Source organism: Paenibacillus mendelii (assembly GCF_024498075.1).
GTDB lineage: Bacteria > Bacillota > Bacilli > Paenibacillales > Paenibacillaceae > Paenibacillus_Z > Paenibacillus_Z mendelii.
The window spans coordinates 667353-680917 of the sequence record NZ_JANHOF010000002.1; the positions used below are offsets into that span (position 1 = coordinate 667353).

The 13565-nt window shown below is 51.2% G+C and carries 13 protein-coding genes; 3 read left to right on the top strand and 10 right to left on the bottom strand.

Annotated elements, in window-relative coordinates; translation table 11 throughout:
• Positions 1 to 21 precede the first annotated feature (21 nt).
• Entirely contained in the window at positions 22 to 1374 is a 1353-nt protein-coding gene (locus tag NNL21_RS10260) for a sensor histidine kinase (RefSeq protein ID WP_204817052.1), read from the bottom strand.
• A complete protein-coding gene (locus NNL21_RS10265) occupies positions 1364 to 2086 on the bottom strand; it encodes a response regulator (protein WP_204817050.1) in 723 nt (240 codons plus the stop codon). Before NNL21_RS10265 ends, NNL21_RS10260 begins: the two co-directional genes overlap by 11 nt.
• A gap of 480 nt (positions 2087 to 2566) precedes the next feature.
• Here NNL21_RS10265 and NNL21_RS10270 point away from each other — a divergent pair, with 480 nt between their 5' ends.
• On the top strand, positions 2567 to 3445 hold the full coding sequence (locus NNL21_RS10270) for a hypothetical protein (RefSeq protein ID WP_204817047.1): 879 nt from the start codon (positions 2567 to 2569) through the stop codon (positions 3443 to 3445).
• A gap of 28 nt (positions 3446 to 3473) precedes the next feature.
• Entirely contained in the window at positions 3474 to 3779 is a 306-nt protein-coding gene (locus NNL21_RS10275; RefSeq protein ID WP_256555147.1) for a hypothetical protein, read from the top strand.
• 67 nt (positions 3780 to 3846) lie between these two features.
• Here the strand turns inward: NNL21_RS10275 and NNL21_RS10280 are convergent, their stop codons facing one another.
• The 7 genes from NNL21_RS10280 to NNL21_RS10310 form a co-directional block, all read right to left on the bottom strand.
• On the bottom strand, positions 3847 to 5028 hold the full coding sequence (locus NNL21_RS10280; RefSeq protein ID WP_204817044.1) for a stalk domain-containing protein: 1182 nt from the start codon (positions 5026 to 5028) through the stop codon (positions 3847 to 3849).
• 124 nt (positions 5029 to 5152) lie between these two features.
• The gene (locus NNL21_RS10285; protein ID WP_204817041.1) at positions 5153 to 6232 is read right to left on the bottom strand and encodes a sulfate ABC transporter substrate-binding protein; all 1080 of its coding nucleotides are present in this window, start codon (positions 6230 to 6232) and stop codon (positions 5153 to 5155) included.
• A gap of 29 nt (positions 6233 to 6261) precedes the next feature.
• The gene (locus NNL21_RS10290; protein WP_204817038.1) at positions 6262 to 7326 is read right to left on the bottom strand and encodes a sulfate/molybdate ABC transporter ATP-binding protein; all 1065 of its coding nucleotides are present in this window, start codon (positions 7324 to 7326) and stop codon (positions 6262 to 6264) included.
• A 4-nt stretch (positions 7327 to 7330) separates the two neighbouring features.
• Positions 7331 to 8128 (bottom strand): sulfate ABC transporter permease subunit, encoded by a 798-nt coding sequence (locus NNL21_RS10295; RefSeq protein ID WP_204817035.1) that lies wholly within the window; start codon positions 8126 to 8128, stop codon positions 7331 to 7333.
• Complete coding sequence (gene cysT, locus NNL21_RS10300) at positions 8125 to 8940, bottom strand: sulfate ABC transporter permease subunit CysT (protein ID WP_256555151.1); 816 nt, start codon at positions 8938 to 8940, stop codon at positions 8125 to 8127. The genes NNL21_RS10295 and cysT overlap by 4 nt, the downstream gene beginning before the upstream one ends.
• Positions 8941 to 9241: 301 nt before the next feature.
• Positions 9242 to 9874, bottom strand: coding sequence for a YigZ family protein (locus NNL21_RS10305; RefSeq protein ID WP_204817034.1), 633 nt, complete (start codon positions 9872 to 9874; stop codon positions 9242 to 9244).
• Positions 9875 to 9925: 51 nt separating this feature from the next.
• Positions 9926 to 11275: a glucose-6-phosphate isomerase gene (locus NNL21_RS10310; protein ID WP_204817032.1), complete on the bottom strand. Its 1350-nt coding sequence runs from the start codon at positions 11273 to 11275 to the stop codon at positions 9926 to 9928.
• Positions 11276 to 11877: 602 nt separating this feature from the next.
• Here NNL21_RS10310 and NNL21_RS10315 point away from each other — a divergent pair.
• Complete coding sequence (locus NNL21_RS10315; protein ID WP_204817030.1) at positions 11878 to 12774, top strand: NAD(P)-dependent oxidoreductase; 897 nt, start codon at positions 11878 to 11880, stop codon at positions 12772 to 12774.
• Positions 12775 to 13243: 469 nt separating this feature from the next.
• Here the strand turns inward: NNL21_RS10315 and ppnP are convergent, their stop codons facing one another.
• Positions 13244 to 13561 (bottom strand): pyrimidine/purine nucleoside phosphorylase, encoded by a 318-nt coding sequence (gene ppnP / locus NNL21_RS10320; RefSeq protein ID WP_204817028.1) that lies wholly within the window; start codon positions 13559 to 13561, stop codon positions 13244 to 13246.
• Between the last annotated feature and the right edge of the window lie 4 nt (positions 13562 to 13565).

Sequence of the window (13565 nt, forward strand, 5' to 3'; positions counted from 1 at the left end):
AATTCGTTGTGAATTTTGGATTCACATCGAGGAGGCGGGTATACTCACCGTAAAAACGCTTCCAATACCAGGTTTGCTGGATACATCGATCCTCCCGTCATGCGATTCAATCAGCCGTTTGGTTATGGTTAATCCCAGCCCGCTCCCGCCCGCTTCCCTTGATTGTGACTTGTCGATCCGATAGAACCGCTCGAAGATCTTAGGCAATTCTTCTTGGGGAATGCCGACTCCATTATCCTTCACATGAACGACAATTTGTCCGGTTTCCCGCATATGCTCGGTAATAATTTCGATTTTCCCGGACTCCTGCGTATACTTGATCGCGTTGTATACAATGTTGACGAAGACCTGCGTCATTTTATCCACGTCCACGAGAATCGGGCACGGGATCTTGGGCGTGATCAGTTCAATGACCATATTCTTCGCCCGGTAGGCTTCTTCCAGACTAGCGATCGCCTGTTTAATGACAGGCACCACGTCGATTTCCTCCAGACGCAGCTCGAACCTTGCGCTCTGCGCTTGGATGATGCGTTCAATGTCACCCACAAGCCTCGTCAGCCTCGACAAGTCGCGCAATATTTTTTCCATCCGGGTTTGATCGGGTTCAAATATGCCGTCCGCTATCGCCTCGATTTGATTCGAGACCAGCATAAGCGGAGTTCGCAGCTCATGAGCCAAATCTTCCATCATCACCTGCCTCCATTTTTCCTGTTCATCCAGTTGGTGCACCACATAATTGATTCCCCGCGCAATACGAGAAGCGTCTCCATTCCCTTCTTCATCAACTTGTACGATTATTCGTTTCGACAATACATCCTCCATCGCATGTGCAATTCTCCCGAACGGTCTCATGAGCTTGATCGCTAACAGCAGGTTTAGCGGTATGGCACATAGTCCCCCGAGCAGCAGTCCCACCATCAAGGTATGACTAGCTTTATTGACCAAGCTGTAGCCCGGATAGCTGTTTTCGCTGACATTCGACCAGACCACCATTAATTCCCCTACATGGGTCTTCTGATTCCACGACGGTACTGATATCCCCTCAGCCTCATCGTATCCATCCCGGAGGGTATTGAAATAAATCTCATCGTCAATCCCCTTCCAACGTACAAAAACACCTTCACGCAGTGAGAACTCATGAAGATCCAGCTTCTCCTTCTCGGTGAGCGGTGGCAGCAAGCTGCGGGTTCTGATTTCATCGGAAATTCGAAATAGAGCATCCTGAAGGTGATCCTGCTTAAATTGGGCATAGATCGAATGCCATTGATAGAATAGGAATGAACCGGTGATCAGCAGTACGGTAACCGTGCAGAGAAAGACGGAGCCGAACATCGTGAACATCGTCCCGGATAGACCTCGATCCTTATTTTTCATCACGGGTCATCCCCATTTTGTAGCCCGCCCCGACGACGGTCATCAGAATTCGGGGGGATTTGGGATCCTGCTCGATTTTCTGCCGGATGTTTTTCACGTGTGCATCGATAATGCGAGGATCTCCGACGAAACGGTATCCTTGCGCGTAGTATAGAAGCTCCGCACGTGTAAACACTTTTTCGGGCGCCCGCGAAAGTGCCGAGAACAATTTATATTCGGTATTGGTCAAATTCGTATCTGCGCCGTCTACATATACGATCATCTTCTGATAATCAATGAGCAGCTGGCCTGAGCCAAATGTAACCAGCTTCGGCTGCTTCGCATCGACCTTCGTTATATACATCAAGGACCGCCGGTATACGGCATTGGCTCTTGCCAGAAGCTCCTTCGGGCTGAAGGGCTTAACGACATAATCATCCGCGCCGAGCTCGAATCCGTTCAACCGGTCCTCCTCCCGCGATTTCGAGGTAATCATAATAAAAGGAATGTTAGAGCGCGCACGTATCTTCTGAGATAATTCTTCGCCCGAGGTAGAGCCCAGCATAATGTCGAGTATGACTAGATCAGGAATGTTTTTGATGAACTTTGCGATGGCAATGTCTGCATCATACGCTACATCCACTGCCCATCCGTCTTTTTCCATGTAGGCTTTAATGACCTCTGAAATCGTCGGTTCGTCATCCACAATAAGAACGGTACGGTTATAATTCATACTGAATCCTCTCCCCTTACATTATTTGGATTACTACTTGGAGTAGTAATTCTCTCTTTTCGTCTAAAACTATAGTGATCCTTCTATTTAAAGCTATTTCGACAAAAGTTCCGATCGTTTTACAAGGAATATAGGATCGTCATTATCCTTTAGTCATACATCCATAGGGACAATATCCCATTATCGAGGTAGAGCCTGGTTCAGCTTACATTGGCCTGCCGCATAGGCAAATTCACATCAGAAAGAAGCCCGGACAGGAAACGATAACCGTCCTGTCAGAGTTCTTTCTCTATTAATTTACATTATTTGTAAATTAATATTATACCCGTTTTGGGTAACAGGATTTTGGCTTCCATACGCGGCGTTGCCGTCCTAGTAATTAGGACATTAGACTGTTCTGAAAACCTATAATAAAATGAACGATATACTTTTATTACAACCTATACGATAGCTTCCAGGTTAGAAAGAGGTTGAACCGATATGGATAAAAAAAAGCTGAACGTGCTCAAGAAGCTTTATGGACCAACGAATTACAAGTACGATGCGGAGCGAGAAGTGAGATTGTACAAGGAGGAATCCTTAACGGATTCAGAAAGAGAACTATTGAGGGAAATGGACTGGGCCGCCAATCAGCTGGAGCGACTTACCCACGATTCCTGCTTATATGAATTAATCAAGCTTCGGAATGACAGCAGGTTAACAAGAGAGCGCATCATGGAAGGATTTATTGCCGGTGTCGGAGGAAGCTATCCTCGTGGATTGTCTTCTTTGGTGAGCTACTATACGATGATGAACATTCCTACGCATCCCTATCAGGAAGCGGACAAGTACGCGGCGTGCAAAATATGTTCTTTTTCCGCTGATCAGAAGGACGGCTTCTGGGAAAACATATCCCAGTTGAAATATGTTCTCTATTTGGGGAATGCATACGGTTCAAGCCCGTGGGGGGCGCTGATTGATCTCAAGGAAATCACCGAGCTGCCGCCCATTGAGGCAACAAAGGATGACGTCGTCACCTTTAACCAGCTGCTGTTTAGTTTGGCACGTTCCCACGAAGGTGAGACTCCGGGTGAATATGAGAAGCGGCTTAGCTCGGAAAAAATAATGCCGAAAAACAAATATGTGCGGCGTGGGATATTGAATTCGTTAGCTATCGTTGGTGTTGCTCCTAATGTGTGTCTGCCTAATCATTTTAACAAATGGACTGATTATGAAACCATGGTTAGTCAGGAAGAAAAGCTGGGAAATACAAAGGGCCGCTCGGATATGGAGATACCGTGGGCCGCTTGGAAAGGTGAGTTGAAGATCAACCGGGATATAGCGAAAGAGCTGTTCGGAGAGAAGGTCAATGCGCTGTGATTTCATGTCAATGAAGGGAGGGCAATCCATGAGCAAGGCGCAAAATGTACTGAACAAGGCATTAAAATACTTGGATTTGGGCCGATCGGAGCAAGGAGAGCTTTGCCTGAAGCAGGCAATCGAAATCGCTGAGGCTGAGAGAGACTGTACAACCTATATCAGGGCAGCAATCTGCTATGGTGATTTGCTATGGGAAATGGAGAGAGCCGCGGAGGCTGAACGTTGGCTAACACTTGCCCTCGATCGTTACGCTTCCACACAAACTGACACGGATGTGTTGGATATGGAGATGAACCGCGCTAAAGCGTTGTTAGATGAGATGGCAAAGGAGTAAGCGGGGGGAAATGGAGAAAATCGAATATCTCCCCTCTTTTCTCCATTTAAGCCACTGAACATTTATACTAGTCAAGACTGAATGTTAAGAAGCTCTCCTTATGACCAAGCAGTTCCTTGTGTTTGAAATAAAATGTATTTCCTTCCCGCTTCTGAAAGATCAGCTTATCCCCCGGGAAGTCTGCATCTGTTTGTCCCCAGCTCTCGAGAATCCCCTGCTCTTCCTGCGACAGCAGCTCTTTATAGAGCACCACAGCGGCGCCTTCGTCAAACGTATACAGCATTAACGTCTGCTGGTTGTAGGGACGGAACAAGATCACGTCTTGGTCCGCGTACTCAACCGTGAACGGCTCATCCAGCGCAAACTTCTTCTTCAGATCCAGCGCCTTCGCCTCCACGCCATCCGGACGGACCCAATGTACGTTGTCGTTGTCCAGCATGATCACGTGACCATCGGCCTTCTCGATGCTAGCGGTTGAATGGAAGCCGTAATAGTTAACCTCGGTTTCTTTGACAATCTTCCCTTGGTGGATGAGAACCTTGTGCAGATCACTCGCGAGATGAGGCTCGCCGTGCGAATGGGTTACGCTGACTACGATCGATTGCGGATCAAGCGGCGCAGCAGATATGGAGATGAAGCTGTTCTCATCGAATTTGCCCTGAACCGTTCCGGCTAAGCCCGGCTTCTCGGTTCCTCTTGAAGTATACAGGCGATGAGTTTCCCGGCTGCACCAGGCCCATGCTCCGGGTGATCCTCCTGTACTGTAGCGCGGCGTATAGGCGCCATGGATCATTCTCGTCTTGGCATTGTAGGCAACCGTGCCTTTCAATAGCTTAGCGAGATCAGCAATAGCCAGAACCGGACTATTCTTGGTCCCAGTCAAAGCGACGCCACCAAGATTCACTGCCTTCCCGTTCACATTCGCCCTTGAAGAGCCGGGTATGAATACAACACGGAGATCAGGATGGAGCATCGTTACATTCGGAGAAGTTGAACTGCTCGTAAAGATCGCATCCGGGAACAGCATGCTGGCATCCTTAAGAGTGAGGTAGAATCGGCCTTTCACTTGCTGCAATCGATCATTCAGCTGCCACTGCTCTCCATTGAGGACAATCTGAGAGGGCATTATGATTTTCTTCTGTACCGGCATGACAGCTTCGGCGGAAGGGACGTTCATCGCTCCCCCTGCCAGTGATATAACGACAGCCGCCGCCAGCCCTTGCCATATCCGTTGCTTCCGCTTCAACATCACTCATCTCCTTCGTAGGTCCATAATCACCTGACGGCATATGTCTGCGATTGGTTTCATTGACAAGAAAAAAAGCGGTGCCAGATTGGATATCCATTCTGGCACCGCTTCGTATTGAACGGTTCTATAAATCGGCCAGCACTTGATACCAGATGCCCTTCGCCGAATATAGGCGTTCCCGCACCTCGCCCCAACCGCCGAGATAACCAATATCAAACAACCCTGCAGGTGTCACGAACCGATCGCGAACCTCATCGCTTACGGTTGGGTCTACCGGCCGGAAACCATACTCCGCGAAGAGCCGCTGAGCCTCGCTGCTACGGATATAGTCAACGAATGCTTCCGCTACCTCGCGCGTGCCGTGCTTGTCGGCATTGACATCCACAACGGCGGCTGGGTTCTCGATCAGAATCGTCGACTCCGGGACGACGATATCGTAATGGACCCCCTGCTTAATTCTTGCCAGCAGCTCATTCTCATAGGTGACGATCACATCGCCGACCCCGTATTCGAAAGCCGCCATGGAAGCGCGGCCGCTCTTGTCCAGCGATTCCACATTCTCATGAACCCGCTTCAGGAACGCTTTGGCCAATGCCGGATCCTTCTTGCCGGTCTCCGCTTCCGCACGCTTCAAGCCGGCGCCGTATATGGCATTAATATCCCACTGAGCGCCGCCGGATGTCTTCGGATTCGGGTACAGCACCTTGATTCCCTTGCGCGTCAAGTCTTCCCAATCCCGGATTTGCTTCGGGTTTCCTTCACGCGTACCCATCACGACGATCGAACGGGTAATCATGCCATTGTTCGGAGACTGGCGCCAATCATGGGTAATAAAGCCGGCCTTCTGAATCTTGTCGATATCGCTTTCCATCGCCAATACGGCAACATCCGCCTCAAAGCCGCCTGCAATCGCCCTTGCCTGCGTGCCCGAAGCTTCATACGATTCCTGGAAGACGACCGTCTGTCCCGTCTTCGCCTTCCACTTCACCTGAAACATGGGCAGCAGCTCAGCGAAAGCATCCTTGGCAACTGAATAGGCGCCAATGACCAGCGTGACCTCATTCTTCGACCCTGCCGCTTGACCACCGGTTTCACCACTATTGCTTGGTGTACCTTCATTGCTGCAGGCCGCTGTGATCAACAGGATCAGCGAAAGAAGTGCCCCGCCGATAAGCCGCCATCCTTGTCTATGAATAAGTTTCATATTGCACACAACGCTTTCTGTAACAGATGTTAGATATGAATCGGCATCGGGTCTTCCTTCAGCGTGTTCTCCATGACCCAGCTATCATTATCGTTGAACAGGTATGCACGGTGAACGAGCACGCTCACTTCGTCGCCTGGCTGCAGGACATCCTTCTCCAGAGAGCGGTACGTAATCAGCTTGATGTCGTCTACCATAACCTCGACCATCCACTCGCTTCCTCTAAAGTGAAGATGCTTCACTTTTCCCTGCATTGTTGCAGATGGCAGCCGGAACTCGCTGCGTTTGCCGATTTCGATATATTCGGGACGAATAAGCGCCTGCGTACCCGGCCAGTTGGTGGCATTCTCGAAGCCCTTCAGCCGCTCGACACGCTCCACAATCGTCGATTCGCCAATGAAGCTGGCGACGAATTGCGTTTGCGGGTTCTTATAAATATCCCAAGGCGATCCCTTCTGCTCGAGCCGGCCCTTATTGATAATCATAATTTCATCGGCAACCTCAATCGCCTCATCCTGATCATGCGTAACGAAGATTGAAGTAATGCCCAAGCGCTCGATCATTTCTTTCAGCCATGTACGAAGCTCGCTCCGGATTTTGGCATCGATCGCCGCGAACGGCTCATCGAGCAGCAGCAGCTGCGGCTCTGGTGCCAGCGCGCGGGCGAAGGCGACACGCTGTCTCTGACCGCCTGAGAGCTGGTGCGGATAGCGGTGCTCGAAGCCCTTCAGCCCCGTAAGCTCGACCAATGACATGACACGCTCACGGATTTGTTCTTTCGCCTGCTTCTTTACCTTCAGACCGAAGGCCACATTATCATACACCGTCATATGTTTGAATAGCGCGTAGTTCTGAAAGACGAAGCCAATGCCGCGCTCTTGAGGCGGCAAATCATTGACGCGCTTGCCATGGAATATGATATCGCCTGAAGTTGGCGCTTCGAGCCCTGCGAGCATGCGGAGAATCGATGTTTTGCCGCCGCCGCTTGGACCCAGCAGGCCGATCAGATGCCCTCTCTCAATCTCGAAGCTGACATCGCGTACCGCTTGAAAGTCACCGAACTGTTTATTTAATCCGTTTACTTCGATATGCATACGTCTAGTGCACTTCCTTTCGCTTTTTGGCCCATTCCATGATCAGCAGCAAGCCGACCGAGAAGGCCGCTAGCACGAGAGCGACACCGTTCGCCGCCGTGACGTTGAAGTTCTCAACATCTTGATAAACGAGCGTCGTGGCCGTCTGTGTCTTGTTCATGATGTTACCGGATACGACGAGAACGGCTCCGAATTCACCTAACGACCGGGCTACGGTTAGAACGATGCCGTAGATGACGCCCCAACGAATGGAAGGCCAAGTCACATGCCAGAAGGTGTACCAGGAGTATGCGCCCAGCGTAGACGCCGCTTCCTCCTGCTGTGATCCGATTTCCTGAAGCAGCGGCATCACTTCACGCACCATTAGCGGGAACGTCACGAACAACGTAGCCAGAACCATACCAGGCAAAGCGTAAACGACCTTGAATCCGATATCCTCGAAGAACGCGCCCATGATCGAGCTCGGACCGAGCATGAGTACAATCATCAAACCGCCGATGACCGGCGATACAGCGAAGGGCAGGTCAACCACGCTGTTGAGCAGCTGCTTAAGCCGTCTTCCGAGCCAAGTCGCGCGGACGAGATAGAGGGCGAGCATGACGCCGAATATCGTGTTGATAGCCGTTACAATAACTACGATCATACCGGTCATCATAAGAGCATGAAGTGATTGCTTGCGGCTAAGAGCCTCGATAAAGCCGCTCCAGCCTTCCTGCCAGGCTCCGGTAAATATTTTGACGATGGGTACGACAAGAAGCAGAATAAAGACGAGATAAGTCAATGTGATCCATAATTTCTTCATTTGCCGAGCCTCCTCGTCTGGACGAGGTTCACGGCCCATAATATGATGAACGAAAGCGTCAGCAGCAGCACGGAGACTGCAGCGGCGCCTTGCGGATTGTCACTTTCAATTTCCCCGAAGATGTATACTGATGCAATTAGCGTCTTGCCCGGAATGTTGCCTGCAACCAGCACCACGGCCCCAAACTCCGCCAGCGCTCGAGAGAATGCCAGCATCGCGCCGCTCAATATGCCGGGAAGCATGGACGGGAAGATGACATGGAAGAAGGTGCGTGACTTCGAAGCACCGAGTGTATAAGAAGCTTCTTCCTCCGACTTATCGAGCTCTTCCAGCAGCGGCTGCACCGCGCGTATCACGAACGGGAAGGTGACGAATACCATGGCAATGACAATGGCCGGTTCATGAAATACAATTTCGATGCCGAATTTCTCGGCTAGACCTCCTGCGAAGCTATTGGGACCGAGCAGCAGCAGAATCATCAAACCGCCGACGGCAGTCGGCAGCGCAAAGGGAAGATCAACCAGACTGTTGAGGAGCCTCCTGCCCGGAAACCGGTAGCGGATCAGCACCCATCCAATCATCGTTCCAAGCAGAACGTTGATCACCGTTGCAATGACGGATAACCGGATCGTCAGGAGAACGGACCTCCAAGCAAGCGGGTCGCTGACACTGTCCCAGAACGGCTGCCAGCCGAGTTCAAACGACTGCGTGTAAATCCCAATGATCGGAAGGACGATAAGTAAAACGAAATAAAGCATGATGGTAGTCCGGAACCCGAAGCTCCACCAACGGCTGCGAAAAATGGCATTCAACCTTGCTTACCCCCTGACGCTTTCCTGATGGAATCGCGTACGATGTGTGACCTTTAATTCCTATGAGCTTACTAGGTATTAATACTATATCCGAATCCAGGATGTCCCGTCAATGAAAAAATCAGTATAATTGATGAGACCAATAGCAACTTCTGATAGACCAAGCTGTTGCAGCTCCGTCTATCATCGAGCTGTATCGTAATCGTTTACATTCCCAATATAAAACAATAACCGCCGGATATAGTATCAGGCGGTTATTGTTAGTAAGGGCGCCGCTCCCTTGCGGCCCATTCCTGTGTGCTTATTCATTTTCAATATAATACCGATCCTCACCGGTGGCGATCACCGCCTGCCCTTGGGTAATGTCGGTTATCCATGCCACGAAGGCATCCACTTCCGTTACCTCAGGCAAGCAAGTGATCGTGACCCGGTCGGTAAAATCAGTCCCGCCAACGCGGACACCGCGTGCGTGAAACTCATTCTCCAGCTTGCCGTACCACGTGTAATCGACATCGACGATTACCTCGCGGTGGAGCACCTTCACGATGGCCTCAGCCGCTTCGATTGCGGCAACCGCGCCATCCGTATAAGCCCGGATCAGCCCGCCTGCCCCGAGCATAATGCCGCCAAAATATCGCGTAACCACGATCACGACATTCTTTAACCCCTGATGCTTCAGAACCTCTAATATTGGTTTGCCCGCGGTACCGCTCGGTTCGCCGTCATCCGATTGCTTCTGGTATTCGTCCCGTTCACCAACGATGTACGCTGAGCAGTTATGTGTGGCATTCCAATTCTGCTTCTTGATCTCCTCGATAAAAGCAATTGCTTCTTCTTCGGATTCAACCGGCTTACCGTACCCGATGAAACGGGATTTCTTGATGACGATTTCCTTGCTCGCCTGCTTCCGCAAGGTCTTATACTTATCCAGCATAATCGCATGACCGCCGATTCTGCGTTATGGCCCTTGTGGACCCGCGTATGATTACAACCGGGCTTCGAGCTCGGCTTTTTCCTTTTCGAAACCGGGTTTGCCCAGAAGCGCGAACATGTTGCGTTTATACGCTTCTACGCCCGGTTGGTCGAATGGATCTACACCGAGCAGATAGCCGCTGATTCCGCAAGCCTTCTCGAAGAAATAGACCAGATAGCCGAACGTATACGGCGACATATCCTCGATATTGACGATGAGGTTCGGCACTTGACCGTCCGTGTGCGCCAGAAGAGTCCCTTCGAAAGCCTTCTTGTTGACAAAATCCATCGTTTTGCCCGTCAAGAAGTTCAATCCGTCGAGGTTGTCCTCATCATGACCGATCGTCAGATGCTCGGACACATTCCCTACTTGAATCACCGTTTCAAAGATGTTCCGGTTCCCTTCTTGAATGAACTGGCCCATGGAATGGAGATCCGTCGAGAAATCAACGGCTGCCGGGAAGATCCCTTTGAAATCCTTGCCTTCGCTCTCCCCGTACAGCTGCTTCCACCACTCCGATACATAATGAAGCGCCGGTTCGTAATTGACGAGAATTTCCGTTGCCTTCCCTTTCCGGTAAAGGGCATTGCGGGCTGCAGCATATTGGTAAGCGCCGTTATCCGCCAGATTCGGATTGCTGTATTCGTCGGCAGCGTCGGCAGCGCCCTTCATCATGGCTTCAATATCGATTCCAGCTACGGCAATCGGCAGCAAACCGACGGCTGTCAGCACCGAATAGCGTCCGCCTACGTCATCCGGAATAATGAAGGATTCGTAGCCTTCCTCCATCGAGAGCTTCTTAAGCGCGCCCTTCTCGCGATCAGTCGTCGCGTAGATGCGTTTGCGTGCTTCGGCTTTGCCATATTTCGTCTCCAGTGCTTCACGGAGAATACGGAATGCAATCGCCGGCTCGGTCGTTGTACCGGATTTGGAGATCACGTTGATCGACCAGCTGCGGCCTTCGAGCAGTTGAAGCAGATGCGTGACGTATGTAGAGCTGATATTGTTACCGGCGAAAAGAACCTGCGGCGTCTTGCGCTGCTCCGCCGGAAGCATGTTATAGAACGAATTGGAGAGCATCTCTATCGCAGCCCGCGCTCCAAGGTACGATCCGCCGATGCCGATTACGACCAGCACCTCGGAATCGGATTGAATCTTGGCAGCCGATTGCTGGATGCGCGCAAATTCTTCCTTATCGTAGTTTTTCGGCAGGTCGATCCAGCCCAGATAGTCCGAGCCTGCACCGGTTCCGTTATGGAGCTGGTCGTGTGCAACGCGAACCTGCTGAGTAAAATAATCGATTTCGTGCTTGCCGACAAATGTCAGCGCCTTGCTATAATCAAATTGAACGGCTTTACTCATGAATGATGAAACCTCCTAAAAGTTTGTGGGCATAACGCTTCGAAGGTGCGTCTAGAACAAACTTGCTTCGTAAGCTTATACCCAGTTTGTGGGCATAACGCCGCCGAGCGCCTAGAACAAACTCGCTTCGTAAGCTTATACCCAGTTTGTCGCCATATCGCCGCCGAAGGTGCGCCTAGAACAAACTTGCTTCGTAAGCTTATACCCCGTTTGTCGCCATATCGCCGCCGAAGGTGCGTTTAGAACAAACTCGCTTCGTAAGCATGTACCCAGTTTGTGGGCATAACGCTGCCGAAGGTGCGCATCGTATACTACTACGGCCCCTCTTTTGCGGGTATAATGCCCGAAGGTCCGAAGATGCGTCCCTATCAGCACTCGCTTCGTAAGCACTGCCCATTGTGGCATGAACGGAACAACCATTAGGTTAGCGCAGAGACACCGCCCTTGGCACAAGGTGCCCTGCAGGTTGTCCCTTTTTGGCATAGCAATAGGATAATGGATTTCGCAGCCAAAAACAAGCAATTAGGCGGTCCTCGTACCTCCCAAAAGAAGGTTATGATAGAATGGGGGGAGATCCTATTCGGAAAGCAGGCGATGAAGCAATGATTAAAGTTGGATTTATTGGGCTTGGAACGATGGGCTTACCTATGGCAGCAAATTTATTGCGCAAGGGCTATCCGGTTACCGTATACAACCGGACACCCGGCAAAGCCGGAGAGCTCACAGAGCTCGGCGCTGCTACTGCTGCTACCCCGGCGGAAGTCACGCGCGATGTTGAACTTGTCATTACCATGATCAGCAACGACGACGCTATACGTGAAGTATATTATGGAGAGAACGGTATATTGGGCGCAATCAAGCCCGGAACGATCGTCATCGACAGCAGCACGATCTCCCCGCAGCTCGCCAAACAGCTTGCGGCAGATACATCCGCGAAGCAAGCCGATTTTCTTGACGCGCCCGTTACGGGCAGCAAACCGGCCGCAGAGAGCGGCACGCTCGTGTTTATGATCGGCGGCGACGAAGCCGTGCTGAACAAAATAAAAGAGCCGCTGCATGCTATGGGCCGTAGTATCATCTACATGGGACCCAGCGGGAGCGGAGCAACAGCCAAGCTGGCCCATAATACCATTGTTGGCATTAACATAGCGGCATTAGTGGAAGGCTTGGCTATCGCCTCGAGCGGCGGCATTGATCCTTCCGCCTTCCTGGAGCTCGTGAATTCAGGTGGTGCTGCCAGCAAAATGGCAGAGCTGAAAACCCCCAAGCTGCTCGCACGCGATTACAGCGTCCAATTCTCTCTCGAGCTCATGCTGAAGGATCTACGGCTTTCATCGGTTCTTTCAGACGGCCTCAAAACACCTACACCTATGCTTGAAACGGCCAAGGGTCTCTTCCAAATGGGCGAGTCCAAAGGACTTGGCGCACTCGATGTGTCCGCTCTGGGCCAATGCTATGAGGAATGGATCGGTAAGCAGCTCAGTGATCGGAAGGAATAGGACGTTCAAACGGTATTCCAGTTCGGATACCCGTGTTGTAACGCTAGTTCGGGCACTGTAACGGTAGAAAGCGGCGTTTCAGCGTTTCGCGCGAGGCGATATGCAAGCTGTAACGCCACTTTTCGGCGTTACAGCAGCAGAATGCGCTAGGCCGCACTCGATTGCGGCGCTGTAACGGTAGAAAGCGGCGTTACAGCGTTTCGCGCGAGGGAATATGCAAGCTGTAACGCCGCTTTTCGGCGTTACAGCAGCAGAATGCGCGAGGCCGTACTCGATTGCGGCGCTGTAACGGCGTTTAAGCATTTCGCGCGGCGGCAGTATGGCGTGCTGGCTGGCTGGTACTCCCTTTTTGGGGTTACAGCAGCAAAGTTCAGACAGTAGATAGCGACTCCACACAAAAAAGGCTGCTCCACGCTTCGCCCCTCAGGGCAGCAGCGTAAAGCAGCCTTTTTACTTCTTCTGTATTGTGTTATTCCTGCACGTAAGAGCAGCAGTAGTCGGTAACCGTTGCAATTTGCAGCTTGAACTTCGATTGGGCAGGTACAGTAAACTCACCTTCACCGGAAATTGAAATCCATTCGGTATCGCCTGGCAGAAGAACCTTCAGGTCACCGGCGAGAATTTCCATGATTTCCTTCTCATCCGTACCGAACTCATACTCGCCCGGCATCATGATGCCGAGTGTTTTTTTCGTGCCGTCCGCGAACAGAACGGTACGGCTGGTCACTTTACCGTCAAAATAAACGTTTGCTTTCTTGACGATTGATACTTGATCAAATTGGGACATCGTT